This is a genomic window from Aquidulcibacter sp., assembly GCF_044346625.1.
Lineage (GTDB): Bacteria > Pseudomonadota > Alphaproteobacteria > Caulobacterales > Aquidulcibacteraceae > Aquidulcibacter.
In genome coordinates, this window is sequence record NZ_JBIIYV010000025.1 from 1 (window position 1) to 16,498 (window position 16,498).

Here is a 16,498-nt window from a genome sequence, read left to right on the forward strand (position 1 = left end):
CACTACCTACGCCAATCTGTCGGCCTTGCAAGTGCAATGGACATTTTCCATGCGCGCCAAACTCAGGCATGAACAAACAAGAGGTTCGTCACGATCAAGGAGGCGCACATGCACGATCTAATTCGTCAAGCAGAGGCCCTATGTCAGCGGTCAGGCATGGCCTTTACCGCGCCGCGTCGGCGGGTATTGGAAATCCTCGCCGCGTCTGAAACGCCGATGAAAGCCTACGATTTGATCAGCAAAGCGGGTGAAGGGGGGCAAGCCACCAAGCCGCCCACAGTCTATCGCGCACTCGACTTTTTGTGCCAATTGGGACTGGTTCATCGGATCGAACAAGACGCCACCTTTGTTGCGTGCAATCACGCGGGACATTCTCATCCCATGGCGCTTTTCGTGTGTAACACGTGCCTAAAAGCAACCGAAGTCGCCTATGACGAAGTGGCTCCTATCCTTGAAAAGGCGGCTCAGATGCAGGGATTTCATCTAACGCGCCTCGTGGTGGAGGGACGCGGTCAATGCCAAGACTGCGCGCTGGCCGCTTAAGCATAAAAGAACAGGACAAGAGAATGCGGGATTATTGGCGCGGCAGTGTCGAGGCTTGGGAATGCGACGAGATGGGGCACATGAATGTGCGCTTCTGGGTTCGTCGCGCGCTGGATGGTATGATGCTGATGGCGACAGAGCTTGGGTGTGAACGCGCTTTTGCGCCAGAAGCCACCGCGACCTTACTACCCGTGCGCCAGCATATCCGGTTCCTTAAAGAGGCGCGCGAGGGCGCTCCATTGTTCTTCCGTGGTGGCGTCGTCTCTCTCAGCGAAACTGACATCACGTTTTATGGTGAGATTGTCCACACACTTGATGGGGCCATTGGCGCGACATTCTTGACTACGATGGTCCACGCCGAAGCCAAAACGGGTAGAACCTATCCATGGCCAGAGCGGACCCGGGCGCTAGCTGCTGCCATGATCGTAGAGGTGCCTAAACATGGCAGTCCACGTTCGATTGCGTTTGATAGCCCGACGGTCCTATTTGAAGCCGAAACTTTGGTGGCGCGTGGCTTTCAACAAGTCGGTTTATCTGCCGTGCGCATCGAAGATGTGGATGTGTTCAACCGCCTCTATCCTGAAGGCATGATCGGTCGCGTCTCAACGGCCGTACCGAACCTGATGACGGCTTGGCGCGATCAAGCCACAGCTGAGTTGAGTGCCCAAGACGGCCAGCCCCGTAAAGCCGGTGCTGCGGTTCTTGAATATCGGTTGGATTATCAAAGCTGGCCAGGGGCGGGTGACTTTATGGCGGTCTATACTGGCGTGGCTGAGGTGGCCGAAAAAACCAACACGCTCAAGCATGTCTTGACCCATCCCGTCACGGGCGAAGTCTTTTGTATTTGCGAGGCTGTGGCTGTGACCTTTGACCTGGTCGCCCGGAAAGTCATTCCGATCCCACCGCAGTCGCGGGCACGTTTGGAAGAGCGCCTGATTAAACCGATTGGATGAGCTCAATGAGTGCCTTTGAGCAGGCTTCTGGCTTTTCCATCGGCAGAAAGTGGCTGGTCTCTGGGATTGTGTCGACCTGAATGCCACTACGGGTCAGAAGCGGGATCAGTGTCGCGACCGTTGTGGAATGCCGCGCACCCCGCAACAAACGGCCCGGTACGTTCAACGCCTTGATCGCTTGAAGTGGATAATGGCGTTGGCCGGCAAAGCAGGCTGCTTCAAAGGCTGGGGCACAGGACAGGCGGACTTGACCGTCGGGCATGTCGGTAAAGCCATCCTCGCAATAATCTGCCAGCATGGCGGTCGGCCAAGACTTAAAAGCCCCCCGCCCAGTATAGGCGTCTAAGACGGCTTGCCGGCTCGGGAACATCGCTCGCCTACGACCTGCTGCCTTCGCGAGTGGAAATTGGCTGCGCCACAGGCCAAACACCCAAGGCATATGGGCGTAAAAGTAAAAAGGGGCGGGTGCTAACACTGGGTCAAAAAGGCAAATACCCTTTACCAAGTCTGGCCGCAGTGCACTTGCCAACAAGCTGGAGGTGCCGCCCATGGAGTGGCCGGCGAGGACTGTTCCCTGCGGCGCGATTTGATCGAGGAGGGCGGCGATGTCGCGGGCAAAGCGATTCCAGTTATCTTGCCGGTCTGGGTCGTCTGGCAAATGGCTGCGGCCATGGCCGCGCAAGTCAAAGGCCGCGACCGGACGACCAATGGCGCCGGCTACAGGCTGTAATATCTGACGATAGGTGGAAGCGCAAAACCCGTTCGCGTGAAAGAAGACCAATGCGGGGGCTTGATCCATTTGCGATGGCGTGGCCCACTTTAGACCCGCCATCGTGCCCTCAGCCAAAGTTTGGACGAGGCGCGTTTCAACAATTTGTCCCACTCGCAATCTGCTTCCCGGGTTTCGGTTCGGTGCTTACAGGCTGCCAAACACGCGCTTTAAAAGATCTGTCCCTCGACGGGCAGGATCACGACGGATGCCACGTTCTTCTTCGCCAATATAGACAAACAAGCCGTCCAGTGCGCGGTCTACGGCAAAACCGATCAATTGGTTCTTAAGGGGGTTGTCTAAAACAACAGGTGGAGGTGGTGGCGGCGGCGGGGGAGGCACGGGAAGTGTCGTCACTGCTTTGGATTTCGTGGCACCAACTTTTGCTTTGGTGGCCACGGTGGCAGCTTTTGGCGGCGGCGCGATAGGGGCAAGGACTTCTGGCGGTGCCGGCACTGGCAAGGTGATTGGCGCGCCGGAATAATTCTTCAGGCTACCCCAGCCACCCAAACGCTCAATCTCTGACCCGTAGCGGGATTGAATACGGTCGAGTGCGGGACCCGCGCCAGACGCTTGGACCGCTTCGGCCATCGGTGGTGTCATCAAAGCCATCAGACCGGCATAGGATTTGGCCTTTAATAGCTCCGTCCCGGCTGTATCGCCGCCGCGCAGCACCTGCAAAACATCCTCAATGGTGAGACTACGGATGGTATCGACAAAGATAGAGCCAGCTTTTGGCATCATGGATTCCGCAGAACGATTGAGACGCAATTGGAAATTGTCGAGCGGCACGCTTAAGCGCAGAGGGCTTAAGCGCTTTTGTAATGACGCCAGTGGCTCTGGCAAAGGAATGCGTACCCGTTTGTCGCCCCAGAAACCGTCTGTCTTGCCAAGGCGGCCAACAGCAGCCCCCGCGCCTTGCAGCAGCGCGGCGCGAATCCCTGCTTCGCCTTCATTGCCAGAAGAGGCGCTCAATAGATCATCGTCCAAACTAGGCAGAGCATTGGGTAAACCTGCGCGCTTGGCCGCAGCGGCTTTGGCCAATTCCTCCAGCATCTGGCCTGCACTTTGGGCTTGGGCGTAGGAGCCGAAACCGGCACTTAAGCCCAAGACTGCCCATAAAAGGTTGCGGCGCTGAACCCCGTCTTGGTTTGACATTGCGCTATCTCCAGAACATCGACGACTCACGAACGATGTTGCCTTGACTTTGGACTTGAACCAAGACCCAATTAGGGCACATGATGACCTCAAGCCAGACTTGTTGTAGGCTGGTGTAGTAGAAGACAAAAGTCCATTGAAAAGAGCTTAAGCTCTGACGGCCAAAGGGAACGCAACCATGTACGACACCGAGTCCACACCGACATCAACCTGCTTTGATGTGACCATCGCAGATCACATCGCCCATATTCAAATGAAGCGGCCTGAAGCCTTTAATTCGATGACTCGCGATTTCTGGAACGAACTGCCCAAGATCGTCAAAGATATCAATGATAATTCGCGTGCCCGTGTGATCGTGATCACATCAACTGGAAAGCATTTCTGCGCCGGTATGGATTTGAGCGTCTTCGCCAGCGGCGACGGTGTCACGCAAGGTTCTGTGTCCGATCGCGAGACGCGCGGCGAAAGCTTCCGTCTGCATGTGCATCATCTCCAAAACACGTTTACCTGCTTAGATGAAGCCCGGATCCCTGTATTAGTCGCTGTGCAAGGTGGCTGCATCGGTGGGGCTGTCGACTTCATTTCGGCTTGTGATATTCGTTGGGCCAGTGCGGACGCCTTCTTCTGCATCCAAGAAATCAATATCGGCATGACGGCTGACGTCGGCACTTTCCCGCGCTTGTGCAAACTTATCCCAGAAGGCTGGATGCGCGAATTGGCCTATACGGGTCGCAGGCTGACTGCCGCGAAGGCCAAAGAAATTGGGTTGGTCAATGAGGTGTTTGACACCCATGAAGACTTAGTCGCCCATGTGATGGAAACTGCGCGTGAAATTGCATCCAAGGCACCCTTGGCAGTGACGGGTTCTAAGGTGATGATCAATTATGCGCGCGATCATTCGATCCGCGATGGATTGGATTATATTGCCACTTGGCAGGCAGGCATGTTTAGCCCCGCTCATATGGCAGAGGCCTTCCGTGCCAATGCGGCGAAGGAGCCCGGGAATTTCCCAGAACTGTTGCCATTACGTAATCGGATGTAGTTATCCCCATTCAGGATCAGAGTCTTAGCGTGTTTTTAGCGCGGAAGTTAACTCCGCTTTGAAGCTTTTGTGTCATCCTAAGGTATGACACAAACTCTAAATGTTCGCTCTTGGCTCTGGTCCGCTCTTATACTTTCGGTTGTTGGAACGATCGTTGGTGCAGCAATCGCTCTGTCTGCCGTGCGGAATTTGTCCTTACAAGCAGAGCGTTTGGCCAAATTTGAGCGGACATGGAGCGAGGCAACTTGGGTCGATCAGCGCGTAACCGAAGCCGCCGATGACTTTGCCCAAATGGGTCGTCCCGAAGATCGTGAGCGCTTTGTGGCGCTAAATGAGCCGCGCGAGGCTTTGATTGAAAAGGCCATTCAGTTGGCACCAAAATCAACGAAAAAAAACGCGTTCGCAGCGATCTATATAGCGACTCGGGAAATGGGTGCGATTGAGGATTCGGCCGTTTTACTCGCTGCAGCGGGTCGTCAGGCCGACGCCAAGGCGCTGTTACAGTCTCAATCCTATGCCATCGCTGGAAAAAGGAAAGCGCGTCAATTGGAAAAGGCTCGGCGCGAAATCGCGGCCAGCCTAAAAGTGGAAATCGATGCAGCCTTCTTTTTGTTGAGTGGAGGCCTCGCCGCTCTCTTGGCCTGTATGGTGGGGGCAGGCATATGTTGGGCTCGGGTCGCCGCATTATTCCGTGGCCAAGCGCAAGATTTGGTAGAAGCCCGCGATGCACTGGCGCTGCATGCAAGCACCTTGGAAGCTAGGATCGACGAGCGTACGCACGATCTGGAAATGGCCAAGACCGCTGCTGAAGCTGCTGACCACGCAAAATCGGCCTTTTTGGCGCAAATGAGCCATGAAATTCGTACACCTATGAATGGTGTTCTAGGCATGGCTGATGCGCTGTCGCGTACGCCTTTAGACGATCGTCAATTGCGGATGTTGGCCGTGATTCAGGACAGCGGCGATACGTTGTTGGCGTTATTGAATGACGTGCTGGATATTGCCAAGATCGAAGCGGGTAAGCTTGCTTTGGAGTCGCTCGATTTCAGCGTGATGGAGGTCGTGCGCTCGACTGAGGCTATGTTCACGCTACGGGCGCACCAGAAGGGCATCAGCTTTGCCGTGAATCTGGATCAGAGCGCCGATATCTGGTGTTTGGGCGACCCAACGCGGATTAAGCAAGTTCTATACAACCTCGTTTCCAATGCCGTAAAATTCACTCAAGTCGGTAGTGTCCTTGTGACCATCGCTGCTGAAGACGTAGGTGAAGGCCGCCGCGCACTTTCATTTGCGATTAAAGATACCGGGATTGGTATTGAGCCCGAGGTCCAGAATCGTTTGTTTGAGCGCTTCAGCCAAGCCGAGACCGCAACCAATCGTAAGTTTGGTGGCACGGGCCTTGGCCTTGCGATCTGTAAGCAATTGGTGACGCTTATGGACGGCCAGATTGATGTGGAAAGCCGCGTCGGCGAGGGTTCTGTTTTCCGCTTTACGGTCACCATGCCGTTAGGCGTGGCACCCGAGCGCACTGATGCTGGCCAATTTGAAGAATCTCATGCTCAAGGTGGTGCAGGCGGAAAGTCAGTTCGCGTTCTTGCTGCCGAAGATAATGCGCATAATCGCCTCGTCCTACAGATGTTCCTCGAGCAAGTTGGCATTGAGCCGGTCTTTGCAGAGAACGGCGAAGTTGCGGTGGAGCTCTGGAGCCAAGACAAGTTCGACTTGATCTTGATGGATGTGCAAATGCCAATCATGTCCGGCCCAGAAGCGACGGCGCAAATCCGTGCACTGGAACAGGTGCAAAAGCGCGAGCGGACGCCAATCATCGCCTTGACGGCAAATGCCATGACCCATCATGTGCAGGAGTGCTTGGATGCAGGTATGGATGCCCATGTCGCCAAGCCGATCCGACCTGAAGTCCTATTTGCTGCGATCCATCAAGCCTTGTCCGGCGAAGTAGAGGGGGACGCGCCAGCCCTGTTGGCTGAAGCCAGCTGAGCTTAGCCCAATAAAAAAGGCGAACCGGTTAGGGCTCGCCTTGTCTATAAGCTGCTGAGTTTATCAGCCTGCTATGGCGGGCTCTATGATCAAGTTGGGTCAGGGTTGAGCGCCAACACTTAATCAGATCCCGATTAGGGTTTATTTTGCTGCAGCATTGCAAGCAGCGATGCCTGCTTCGTCTAGGTTCGAGCTGCCAACGGCGAAGCTGGCTACAGGGCCGAGCGCGCGAGCAACTTGGCGGCAGTCGCGAACTTGTGCGGTCTTGCGGTCCAGCACGGAGGTGCAGGTGTCGCCTGCGCAGCTCCAAGCGGCGCCCAAAACGATAATGCTGTCAGAAGCTTCGGCAACAGGGGTTTTCAGTTTTACAACAACATTGTTGTAAGCAGCAAAGGCTGCAGTAGCGGTCAAAGCAAACGCAAATCCGGCGACAAGTGTCTTGAAGCGCATGGGGAGGCTCCTAAAAAAGAGGTTTCAGAATAACGGGCTTTTTGTCCTCGTTGACTTGTACCTAGCCCTTGGCATGAAAGGTTGCAAGAGAAAAATGAACATACTGTATTTTATTCAGCAGTCACAATTTTGTTAGAGAGCGTGAGCGCGTCCTTGGAACGGCTCACAAATCAGTTGCAACGCCTCGCCCTGTCGATAAGGTCATGTGTAAAGCCCGAAGATGTCAAAAATGCAGGGCCAAAATGCAGGGGAACTACGCCATGGATTTCACCATACCTAAGGACATCGCAGATTATTTGGTTGAGCTGGATGAATTCATCGAGCGTGAAATCAAGCCCTTAGAAGAAGCCGACGACAATATCCGCTTCTTCGACCATCGCCGTGAATATGCGCGCACCGACTTTGAGAACCAAGGCTTGCCGCGCCACGAGTGGGAAGCTTTATTGGGCCAAGCACGCCGTCGAGCAGATGATGCTGGCCACTATCGCTTTGCCCTACCGGCTGAGTTCGGCGGCAAGGATGGCAGCAACCTTGCGATGGCGATCATCCGAGAGCATTTGGCGAAAAAGGGTTTAGGCCTGCATAATGACTTGCAGAATGAGCATTCCATCGTTGGCAACATGCCGGGTGCTTTGATGCTGCGCGACTTTGGTACGCCGGAGCAGAAGGCCAATTTGTTACCCAAAAGCCTGCGCGGTGAGTTTATCGCGACCTTCGGCCTAACAGAACCTAATCATGGGTCTGACGCTACCCATATGGAGAGCACAGGTGTCCGCCAGACGCGAGATGGCGTTGAAGGCTGGCTGCTCAATGGCGAAAAAATGTGGATCACAGGGATGCATGTCGCTACACATTGCATGTTCTTTGCCCGCACGAGCGGAAAAGCAGGGGAAGCGCGCGGTATCTCCTGCTTCTTTGTGCCTGCCGACGACCCCGGCGTGAAGATCGAGGAATATCTGTGGACTTTCAATATGCCGACCGATCATCCGCGCGTCAGCTTTAAAGACGTTTGGGTGCCCGATAGCGCTATATTTGGCCCCCCCGAATTTGGCTTGGCCTTGGCGCAACACTTCGTCCATGAGAACCGTATCCGCCAAGCCGCATCCTCCTTAGGGGCGGCTGTCTATTGTATCGAAGAAAGTGTGGCTTATGCCCGCGAGCGTAAACCGTTTGGCGAAGCCCTAGCGAAAAACCAAGCCATTCAATGGCCTTTGGTAGAACTTGCCACCCAAGCTGAAATGCTTCGCCTTCTCATCTATAAGACAGCTTGGGAAATGGATCAGATGACCAAACCAGAAGTCGAAAAGCGCCTATCGGACAAGGTATCCATGTGTAATTTCTGGGCCAACCGCCTATGCTGTGAGGCGGCCGATCAAGCCATGCAGGTTCATGGTGGCATCGGCTATTCCCGCCATAAGCCGTTTGAGCACATCTATCGCCATCATCGCCGCTATCGCATTACCGAAGGCAGCGAAGAGATCCAAAAGCGTAAAGTGGCAGCTTGGCTGTTTGGCTATGCTGGCCCCAAGAAGCAGCTCTTCACGTCATAAGGTCATGGAAACGCAGTGAAACGCTGCGTGGCTGACTTGCGTTACGCGTGGGTTGAATGTTCCTTGGTTCCATGGGGCTATTTGACGAGATCGAGCCAACTTACGATGCGATGCAGGCGATCAAGAAATTGCCGCCTGACGATCCTATCATTGTTTTGTCCTTGCTACGATTTCGTCATGACCTTGCCGATGGCCGTTCAGACGCCGCTTGGCGCGACTATCAAGATGGCATCGGCCTGGTTCTGACTGAATATGGCGCTAAGCGCGTGACCCATGGGGTTGTGGCGCTTGATCTGGTTGGCCCGAAAGGTCAGTGGGATGTGGTTGGGGCCTTTTGGTACCCCAATCCAAAAGTTCTCTGGCGCTTTATGTCGGATGAGCGTGTGATCGACCTTATCAAGATCCGCCGGAAGGCGGCGGACGATGTCACCATGATGATCCTGACCGATCAGACAAACGCCTTTGCTGGCGGTTAAGCGGCTTTTGCCGTCTCAAACGCCTGTTCCAACACCGCTAATTCTTCCGCCATCATATCCGCTAAGGGCTGCACGTCTGGGAAGATATTGGCCCCGGCGATCACACCGACTTCCAATTGATCCTGATAGCCTTGAACCGTAATGTTGATCGACATGCCGTGGGCTGGGATCGAAACCGGCCACAAGTGCAACATCGTGGCACCCGCAGCGTAAAGCGGGATCGGCGGGCCGGGTACGTTGGATACGATCACGTTCGCACTTGGTGGCAAAACATCGGACAAGCCGGATCGACCATACAGAAGCGAACCAATCTGCATGGCCATCGGCGCACCCAATACGGAGGCATTTGTAAAGTTCGGGATAAAATCCTTTAGCGGGCTCACGACAGACTTGGCTTGCACAGAATCAGCGATGATCGCGGTCAGGCGCTCTTTTGGATCCGCAATATGGGTTGCAATTGGGCAGGACATGGCAAAGGCCTGATTATTGGTATCGGAATTGCCATCTTCACGCAGCGATATTGGCACCATTGCCACCAACGGCTTGTCGGGCAGCGCCCCAATGGACAGGAGGTGACGACGCAAAATCCCGCTGGCGAGTGCCAACACCACATCGTTGAGTTTACCACCTGCCGCTTTCGCAACAGCCTTCGCCCGCTTGATCGACAAAGTCGCCGTCCCGAAGGCACGTTCGGAGCTGATCGCCTTGTTAAAAGGCGTGCTAGGCGGGATCAGCTTGGGGAATTCCTTCAGCTTGCTGACATCGAGAAGGCCCGGCAGCACGCTACCAGCCGTTTTCAACATAGCGGGCAGATTGGCGACCGTTTTCATGCCAACTTCCACTTGATCCACCACGTGATCTAGCAAGGTGGAGCCGAAGTCCGTCTTGCCTGTCCGCTTCAGCGCAATCGGGCTCGCTGCAGCCTCCTTATCGAAGGGGCGCTGCCACAAATTGGCATAAGTATTCATAACAGAGGCCGCAACTTCGCGGGCGCGGCCCTTCTTCTTAGACTTTCCGCCCGTCTCCTCTGGCTCGCCAGCCTTTGCCGCTTTCGACCGTGGGGCAGGGTTTGGCGAGAGATCATATACGATCTGCGAGAGGGCAACGCCGGCCCCGCCGTCGATCAAGGCATGGTGCAGCTTGGCATAAAGGCCAACGCGATTGCCGGGCAAATTCTCAAATACGTAGAATTCCCACAAAGGCCGGGCACGGTTTAGAAGCTTTGCGTGCATCCAGCCGACAATCCGGCGCAAAGTGGGCATGTCGCGCGGTTCAGGTAGGCTGCCGCGGAAGATGTGGCGGTTAATGTCAAACTGCTCGTCATCGATCCAGGAAGGATGGTCGAGATCTAACAATGTGCGCGAGAGCTTCTTGCGCAACATGGGGACTGCGTCGAGCCGGCCTTCGATTTGAGCCTTAAAGGCCTCAAAATAGTCGCCCGTATAACCATCCGGGAGTTGGAACAGCGAGAGGGAGCCAACATGCATCGGCATTTCCGGCGTTTCCATATACAGAAACGAGGCGTCCAAGGACGATAGACGGACCGCGTCACCCATGTTTTTCCCCCCGTTGCCGGTGCACTTGCTCTGCGCCTGATCCTGCTCCGCCCAAACCTCGTCAGGCTGACCTTCAGTCAACCACGGACCAGCAGGGTCTGCAAGGTGTCAGATGGCTTTCCCCTTCACTCACCCATAAGCGAGGGAAAACGGTCCATTCTTGGCAAAGGGCTTGAAGGTGCCCGCTGGTTGGGCCAAGCGGTCAGCCGTGGCCCAGAAGGCCGCTGGATTGACACCAATCCCGACATGGCTTGCCAAGCGAATTTCAATCGTCTCCGCATTGTCGGCTGGCTTGGCGATACAAGTCTTCCAATTAACGATCCCGTCCAACTTAGTATAAATGGACGAGTTTGGAACCGGTAGATCGCCTGCAATCTGCTCCAAATCGCCGGGCCGGGCAGGGCCTTCGTTAGACAGAAGATCGTATAGTTTCTTGGCACTGGTCGCATGAATGTCCGCGGCAAATGGGCTGCCCAGTGTGATCACGCTGCGTACTTTGTCTGGCATCACGAGCGACAAATAGCGGGCAAATACCCCGCCTAGGCTCCAACCAACAATGGATACCTTACGGTCGGACTTAGCATGAATGTGTTCGACAAGGCCTTCGAGAACGTCGCGCATCTTATAGAATTTGCCGAGATTTTGCCCTTGGCCCCAGCCATGGGTTTCATAGCCGAGCTCGTCCAAAAACTGACGAATTGGCTTAGTGGAGCGGTCGCTGGCTAAAAATCCGGGTAAAACCAGTACAGAATGGCCATCGCCGCGCGGCGCATGGCGCAAAATGCTGCGGGTTGCAAAGGTAGCGGCCAGTTCTACAACCCCGCGCCCCTCAACAAGGGTGAGCGCCAGTGGCGGTGGCCGTAACTTCGTTGGAGCTTCAGACTTCTGGCTCTTTTGCGTTGAATGAACGCGCTTTTTTGGCGTGGCGGCATTAATCGCGGCAGCAACCATGGTCTTACACTCCCAGTCTTATCGACAGCCAATTGGCAAAGGTCTGCCATTCTTTGGGGCAGTCTTGCCCACAACATTTAACAAACGTGACACTGCCTACCCGCCCGGTCAACCAGTGGGTGCCCACACTTGGAACGCGCCTTCTAACTTTTCAACCACAAGGCCACCTGATGGTTGTGTGTCTGTCCTGCTTGGCTAGTTTAAGAGATTGGAGGTGGGGGAGGATAAGGGCGCGCAGTGAACTACTTGGTTAGCTCTTTTTCCTGCGGCGGCGGGCAGTGGCTTGAAGGCCCCAACCGCAGTTCAGGGTTTCCCCTGACACAATAAAACTCTAGGTCTGAGCCTATGGTTGGATTGATTGATCGCGATAGCCGGGTGTGGGCCGTTTTGGGGCCAACCAATACGGGCAAGACCCATCTGGCGGTGGAGCGTATGCTGGGCCATCCGACGGGGATGATCGGTTTGCCTTTGCGGCTGTTGGCGCGTGAAGTCTATGACCGCATCGTCAAGCAAAAGGGCGTCGGCCATGTTGCGTTGGTGACGGGGGAGGAGCGGATTGTTCCAGCTTCTGCACGCTATTTTGTGGCCACCGTGGAGGCCATGCCACTTGACCGGCCCTTTTCCTTTATTGCCATTGACGAAATCCAACTCTGCGCCGATCCCGAGCGCGGCCATATCTTCACCGACCGTTTGCTGCGGGCGCGTGGTCAGGCCGAGACGATGTTCCTAGGCTCAGACACCATGCGGCCGATGATTCGCGCTATGATCCCGGGCATCGAGATTGAACGTCGTGAGCGTTTGTCGACCTTGACCTATACTGGCATCAAAAAGATCACCAAGCTAGCGCGGCGTAGTGCTATCGTCGCGTTTAGCCAGGAGGAAGTTTATGCCATCGCCGAGCTGATCCGGCGCCATAAGGGTGGTGCCGCAGTGGTCATGGGCGCGCTTAGCCCACGCACCCGCAATGCACAGGTCGCGCTTTATCAATCCGGTGAAGTCGACTTTCTGGTCGCAACCGATGCGATTGGCATGGGCCTTAACATGGATGTCGATCATGTGGCCTTCGCGAGCCTGTCGAAATTTGATGGGCGGCGCCACAGGCCCTTGCGTGCAGACGAGATCGCGCAAATCGCCGGGCGTGCGGGCCGCTTTCGGACTGATGGGACATTTGGCGAGACCGCTGACTGCCCTGACCTTGACACCGAGACCGTCGAGCGGGTCGAAGGACATCAGTTTGAGCCTGTTGATGCACTGGAATGGCGGACGTCTGACCTTGATTACCGTTCGTGCCAGGCATTGATTGCCTCACTCGAAGCACCATCGCCACATCCGTCGCTCAAACGCTCCCGCGGCGCGATTGATGAGGAGGCGTTTCGCCGTTTGGCCGTTCTAGAGTGGGTCCAGCCGCTCACGCGGTCGTCCGTCGGTGTGCGGCGCTTGTGGGATGCATGTCAGCTGCCTGATTTTCGCAAAGCCCCCCAAGATGAGCATGTTCATTTGATTGAAGGATTGGCCGAACACCTGCTTAAGCCTAAGGGATTGGTACCATCGGACTGGTTCGCGCGTCGTGTGAACGAGCTTGATCGAACCGATGGCGATATTGAACAAGTGCAACAAAGATTGGCAGCAATCCGTACTTGGACCTATGTCGCCAACCGTTCTGACTGGGTTGATGAAAATAGACACTGGCAAGGCCAGACACGGGTGATAGAAGACCGTCTATCTGATACACTCCACGAGCGCTTGATGCAGCGCTTCATTGATAAGCGTACCTCCGCCCTATTGAAGGGCCTTAAACGGGAAAATGCCATGGAAGTTGACGTAAAAGAAACCGGCGAAGTGACTGTGGAAGGCCATGCGATTGGCCGTCTCGTCGGTTTGCGTTTTCAGGCAGATCCCGAAGCCACAGGGCTTGAAGAACGCGCCGTGAAAAATGCGGCGTTCCAAGGCTTGCGGCCCGAGCTAACGCGCCGTCTTGAGGCGATTGCGACCGGCGGCATCAATGACTTTGTGTTGTCTGATCTAGGTGTCGTGATTTGGCGCGGCGATGAGATTGCCAAGCTGATGGGTCGCCAGCCCTTGTTGAAGCCGCGCGCGGTGATGATTGGCGGCGAGCTGGGCCCAGAAGACGTGTTAAAGCGCGCCCAAGAGCGGCTCGACAATTGGTTGCTCGAAATCGTGGCGCGTGACTTGGTGCCACTAAAAGCTTTGGCCGAAGCCGCAGAAGGCGAGAGCTTGAAGGGCTTGGCCCGTGGTGTCGCTTATCGGGTTGCCGAAGCTGGCGGGGTGATGGACCGGACCGAGCTCGATGCCGATCTCAAGCAATTGTCGCAAGATGACCGCAAAGCTCTGCGTGCCGTGGGCTTGCGCTTTGGCCGCGCTAACATTTATGCGCCAGCACTTCTTAAGCCACGCCCTGCAAGGTTACATGCGCTGTTCGCCTTCTTTGCCGGCGGTGGCGACCCCAGTTTTAGCGCACCTTTTCTGCCACCTTTAGGGGTGACGAGCTTTACCTTGACGAGCCCAGTTGAAGCCAAGCCATTAGCGGCTGCGGGCTTCCGTGCCTTTGGCCAACGCGCTGTGCGCCTTGATATCGTCGACCGGATTGCGGATGCTTTGTTTGAAGCTGCCGAAGCAGCCAAGGGGCCTTGCGTTTTCCCGGCTGTAATCGTGTCGCTGCTGGGGGCCTCCAACGAAGATGCTGAAGCGGTTGTTGAAGCTCTGGGCTGGGAGAAGTTTGAGACGACGCGCCCGGTGAAAGCCGCAGAAGCGCCAGCGCCAGAGTCTGTGGTGGAGTCTGTAGTGGAGTCTGTGCCAGAGATTGTTGATCCCGTCACTGAAGCGGCGATTGACGCCGAGGTCAACGAAGGCGGCACGCCTGACGTCGTGCCTACGCCAGAAGCAGAGGTTGAAGCGCTAGCAGAGCCAGTCATCGAAGCGAGTCCTGAACCTGAAGCAGTGGAAGCGACTGAAGCAGTTGAAGCAGATGAAGCCGAAGTCACCGAGTCTCCGACGATGGAGACCGTCACCCTGTGGCGTCGCAAGCGCGCCAAACCACCGCGCACCGATCAACGTCCGTTTAAGCGCGGCGCTCCAAGTCGGGCACCTAACCCGCGCCCTCAAGGACAAGCGACAGGTGAAGCACCGGCGCGCGAAGCCCGTCCGCCGCGTGATGAAGCGGCTCGGCCCGCTCAAGGTCAGCGCCGCGATGGCAATCGTCCGCCGCGTGAAGGCGGGTTTAAGCGGCCAGAGGGTGGTCGTCCGCCGCATCGCGGACCAGAAGGGCGCAGCTTTGCCGCTGCCCCGCCGCGTTCAAATACGGGAATTGGCGCGGCGATCGATCCCAACAATCCGTTTGCGGTTTTGGCGGCTTTGAAGTTGACGGCTGAGCCGGCCAAGCAAGCCAAAGGTAGCCCACCTTCCAAGAAGCATCGTGGCAATAAGCCCAAGAAGGCAGCCGGCACGCCTGCTCCCGCCGTGGAGCCGCAATCTGAATGAGCGAAGAGGCCGATCGCGCCCGGCTGGATGTCTGGCTCTGGCGCGCCCGCTTTTTTAAGACCCGCAGCTTGGCGAGCGAATTTGTCTCTCGCAAAGGGGTTCGCCTTGCGCGAGGCGGTTTGGCTGTGCGTAAGATTGACAAGCCAGGCTATACAATCGCGCCGGGTGATGCTTTGGCTTTTGCTATTGCAGGCCACCCCTACCATGTAGAAATTCTCGCTCTAGGTGTGAGGCGAGGGCCAGCATCTGAGGCTGTTCTGCTCTATAATACCGCAATCAGCCGGGACGAGGTTGACCTTTCTGGTCAGCGCGGTCACATCGGCGCCGAAAAACTGTTGAGGAGCCACCGCTAGGACCATGACCTACATCGTGACCGACGCCTGCGTGAAGTGCAAATACATGGATTGTATCGAAGTATGCCCCGTAGATTGCTTCTACGAAGGCGAGAACTTTTTGGTGATCCATCCCGATGAATGTATCGATTGCGGCGTGTGCGAGCCAGAATGCCCCGTGGATGCCATTAAGCCCGATACGGAAGATGAGCCCGACGGCAAGTGGCTGAAGGTCAATTCGGACTATGCCAAGATCTGGCCTAACATCACGGTGAAGGGTGAGCCCCCCGCAGACCGCGATGACTTTGCCAAAGAAGATGGCAAGTTTGAGAAATATTTCTCGCCCAACCCCGGCGAAGGCAATTAAACGGCGGGCCTGTGAGCCCGCTGCCAAGCCCCCCTTCAGGAAGGTCGCGAGGCCTTTGGAGTTAGTCCGATGAATTGGTCCAAGACCTATGACGGCGCAGAGCCGATGCGCGTCAATAAATGGATGGGTCAAACCGGGGTCTGCTCGCGCCGTGAAGCCGAAGCCTTGATCGATGCAGGGCTAGTCTCCATCGACGGCGAAACAATTGCCGATATGGGCCGGAAGATCCAGCCCGGTCAGACCTTGACCATTGCCGAAGCTGGCAAATCACAATTGGACAATCGCTTCTCCATCGTCATCAATAAGCCGCCGGGCATCGTCTCTGCCCACCCAGAGCCCGGCCAAGTGCCGGCGATTCGCTTGCTAACCGCTGAAAATCTGATCGGCACCTCCGACATCATCCCAGACGATGAGATGAGCTTAGCGCCCGTGGGTCGCCTGGATATGGACTCACGCGGGCTTTTGGTTCTCTCCGAAGATGGTGTGCTGGCCAAAGCCTTGATCGGGCCCCAGTCTGGCCTCGAGAAGGAATATCTGGTCGCGATTGAAGGGATCATCACCGAGTGGGCCTTACAAAAGCTCCGCTACGGGTTAGTTCTCGACGGTCGTCAGTTGAAGCCCGCCGTGGTGGAAGTTATTGGCCGCTATCGCTTGCGTTTCATTCTTACCGAAGGGCGGAACCGGCAGATCCGGCGAATGTGTGAAGCGGTTGGTCTTTTTGTTGTCGATTTGTGTCGCATTCGGATCGGTTCCTTGACGTTAGGTGACCTGCCAGAAGGCAAATGGCGCTTGTTAACTGCGGCTGAGCGTCTGGCCCTGATTGGTGGCGCGCAGCCAGCCACACCAAACTAGCCT

Annotated in this window: 15 protein-coding genes; 10 read left to right on the forward strand and 5 right to left on the reverse strand. The window is 56.0% G+C overall.

The window, feature by feature from the left end:
• Positions 1-108 precede the first annotated feature (108 nt).
• Positions 109-543, forward strand: coding sequence for a Fur family transcriptional regulator (locus tag ACIQ20_RS08140; protein WP_395779188.1), 435 nt, complete (start codon positions 109-111; stop codon positions 541-543).
• Positions 544-566: 23 nt separating this feature from the next.
• Entirely contained in the window at positions 567-1,496 is a 930-nt protein-coding gene (locus ACIQ20_RS08145; protein WP_395779190.1) for a thioesterase family protein, read from the forward strand.
• Here ACIQ20_RS08145 and ACIQ20_RS08150 read toward each other — a convergent pair.
• On the reverse strand, positions 1,480-2,379 hold the full coding sequence (locus ACIQ20_RS08150; RefSeq protein WP_395779192.1) for an alpha/beta fold hydrolase: 900 nt from the start codon (positions 2,377-2,379) through the stop codon (positions 1,480-1,482). The two genes, ACIQ20_RS08145 and ACIQ20_RS08150, sit on opposite strands and share 17 nt — an antisense overlap.
• Before the next feature lie 33 nt (positions 2,380-2,412).
• Entirely contained in the window at positions 2,413-3,423 is a 1,011-nt protein-coding gene (locus ACIQ20_RS08155; protein ID WP_395779194.1) for a DUF4197 domain-containing protein, read from the reverse strand.
• A 178-nt stretch (positions 3,424-3,601) separates the two neighbouring features.
• Here ACIQ20_RS08155 and ACIQ20_RS08160 point away from each other — a divergent pair, with 178 nt between their 5' ends.
• A complete protein-coding gene (locus ACIQ20_RS08160) occupies positions 3,602-4,465 on the forward strand; it encodes a crotonase/enoyl-CoA hydratase family protein (RefSeq protein ID WP_395779196.1) in 864 nt (287 codons plus the stop codon).
• An 84-nt stretch (positions 4,466-4,549) separates the two neighbouring features.
• Positions 4,550-6,463, forward strand: a complete 1,914-nt coding sequence (locus tag ACIQ20_RS08165) for an ATP-binding protein (protein WP_395779198.1) — start codon at positions 4,550-4,552, stop codon at positions 6,461-6,463.
• A gap of 141 nt (positions 6,464-6,604) precedes the next feature.
• On the opposite strand, the gene ACIQ20_RS08170 is transcribed toward ACIQ20_RS08165, so the two are convergent.
• Positions 6,605-6,913 (reverse strand): CC_3452 family protein, encoded by a 309-nt coding sequence (locus ACIQ20_RS08170; protein ID WP_395779200.1) that lies wholly within the window; start codon positions 6,911-6,913, stop codon positions 6,605-6,607.
• A 260-nt stretch (positions 6,914-7,173) separates the two neighbouring features.
• Here ACIQ20_RS08170 and ACIQ20_RS08175 point away from each other — a divergent pair, with 260 nt between their 5' ends.
• Both ACIQ20_RS08175 and ACIQ20_RS08180 read left to right on the forward strand, forming a co-directional pair.
• A complete protein-coding gene (locus ACIQ20_RS08175; RefSeq protein WP_395779202.1) occupies positions 7,174-8,463 on the forward strand; it encodes an acyl-CoA dehydrogenase family protein in 1,290 nt (429 codons plus the stop codon).
• Between the two features lie 56 nt (positions 8,464-8,519).
• Positions 8,520-8,939, forward strand: a complete 420-nt coding sequence (locus tag ACIQ20_RS08180; protein ID WP_395779204.1) for a hypothetical protein — start codon at positions 8,520-8,522, stop codon at positions 8,937-8,939.
• On the opposite strand, the gene ACIQ20_RS08185 is transcribed toward ACIQ20_RS08180, so the two are convergent.
• A complete protein-coding gene (locus tag ACIQ20_RS08185; protein ID WP_395779206.1) occupies positions 8,936-10,495 on the reverse strand; it encodes a wax ester/triacylglycerol synthase domain-containing protein in 1,560 nt (519 codons plus the stop codon). The genes ACIQ20_RS08180 and ACIQ20_RS08185 overlap by 4 nt on opposite strands.
• 129 nt (positions 10,496-10,624) lie before the next feature.
• On the reverse strand, positions 10,625-11,446 hold the full coding sequence (locus ACIQ20_RS08190; protein ID WP_395779208.1) for an esterase/lipase family protein: 822 nt from the start codon (positions 11,444-11,446) through the stop codon (positions 10,625-10,627).
• Between the two features lie 345 nt (positions 11,447-11,791).
• On the opposite strand from ACIQ20_RS08190, the gene ACIQ20_RS08195 reads away from it, so the two are divergent.
• The 4 genes from ACIQ20_RS08195 to ACIQ20_RS08210 all read left to right on the forward strand — a co-directional run bounded on the left by ACIQ20_RS08195 (position 11,792) and on the right by ACIQ20_RS08210 (position 16,495).
• Positions 11,792-14,944, forward strand: a complete 3,153-nt coding sequence (locus tag ACIQ20_RS08195; protein WP_395779210.1) for a helicase-related protein — start codon at positions 11,792-11,794, stop codon at positions 14,942-14,944.
• Positions 14,941-15,297: a S4 domain-containing protein gene (locus ACIQ20_RS08200; RefSeq protein ID WP_395779212.1), complete on the forward strand. Its 357-nt coding sequence runs from the start codon at positions 14,941-14,943 to the stop codon at positions 15,295-15,297. Before ACIQ20_RS08195 ends, ACIQ20_RS08200 begins: the two co-directional genes overlap by 4 nt.
• Positions 15,298-15,301: 4 nt before the next feature.
• The gene (fdxA, locus tag ACIQ20_RS08205; RefSeq protein WP_290804621.1) at positions 15,302-15,643 is read left to right on the forward strand and encodes a ferredoxin FdxA; all 342 of its coding nucleotides are present in this window, start codon (positions 15,302-15,304) and stop codon (positions 15,641-15,643) included.
• Positions 15,644-15,712: 69 nt separating this feature from the next.
• A complete protein-coding gene (locus ACIQ20_RS08210; RefSeq protein ID WP_395779214.1) occupies positions 15,713-16,495 on the forward strand; it encodes a pseudouridine synthase in 783 nt (260 codons plus the stop codon).
• The last annotated feature ends 3 nt before the right edge of the window (positions 16,496-16,498 follow it).

What these genes read in the sequence shown, in the direction of transcription:
- ACIQ20_RS08140 (WP_395779188.1), top strand. Translation starts at nt 109, where the DNA reads ATGCACGATCTAATTCGTCAAGCAGAGGCCCTATGTCAGCGGTCAGGC.
- ACIQ20_RS08145 (WP_395779190.1), top strand. Translation starts at nt 567, where the DNA reads ATGCGGGATTATTGGCGCGGCAGTGTCGAGGCTTGGGAATGCGACGAG.
- ACIQ20_RS08155 (WP_395779194.1), bottom strand. Translation starts at nt 3,423, where the DNA reads ATGTCAAACCAAGACGGGGTTCAGCGCCGCAACCTTTTATGGGCAGTC.
- ACIQ20_RS08160 (WP_395779196.1), top strand. Translation starts at nt 3,602, where the DNA reads ATGTACGACACCGAGTCCACACCGACATCAACCTGCTTTGATGTGACC.
- ACIQ20_RS08165 (WP_395779198.1), top strand. Translation starts at nt 4,550, where the DNA reads ATGACACAAACTCTAAATGTTCGCTCTTGGCTCTGGTCCGCTCTTATA.
- ACIQ20_RS08170 (WP_395779200.1), bottom strand. Translation starts at nt 6,913, where the DNA reads ATGCGCTTCAAGACACTTGTCGCCGGATTTGCGTTTGCTTTGACCGCT.
- ACIQ20_RS08175 (WP_395779202.1), top strand. Translation starts at nt 7,174, where the DNA reads ATGGATTTCACCATACCTAAGGACATCGCAGATTATTTGGTTGAGCTG.
- ACIQ20_RS08180 (WP_395779204.1), top strand. Translation starts at nt 8,520, where the DNA reads ATGTTCCTTGGTTCCATGGGGCTATTTGACGAGATCGAGCCAACTTAC.
- ACIQ20_RS08185 (WP_395779206.1), bottom strand. Translation starts at nt 10,495, where the DNA reads ATGGGTGACGCGGTCCGTCTATCGTCCTTGGACGCCTCGTTTCTGTAT.
- ACIQ20_RS08190 (WP_395779208.1), bottom strand. Translation starts at nt 11,446, where the DNA reads ATGGTTGCTGCCGCGATTAATGCCGCCACGCCAAAAAAGCGCGTTCAT.
- ACIQ20_RS08195 (WP_395779210.1), top strand. Translation starts at nt 11,792, where the DNA reads ATGGTTGGATTGATTGATCGCGATAGCCGGGTGTGGGCCGTTTTGGGG.
- ACIQ20_RS08200 (WP_395779212.1), top strand. Translation starts at nt 14,941, where the DNA reads ATGAGCGAAGAGGCCGATCGCGCCCGGCTGGATGTCTGGCTCTGGCGC.
- fdxA (WP_290804621.1), top strand. Translation starts at nt 15,302, where the DNA reads ATGACCTACATCGTGACCGACGCCTGCGTGAAGTGCAAATACATGGAT.
- ACIQ20_RS08210 (WP_395779214.1), top strand. Translation starts at nt 15,713, where the DNA reads ATGAATTGGTCCAAGACCTATGACGGCGCAGAGCCGATGCGCGTCAAT.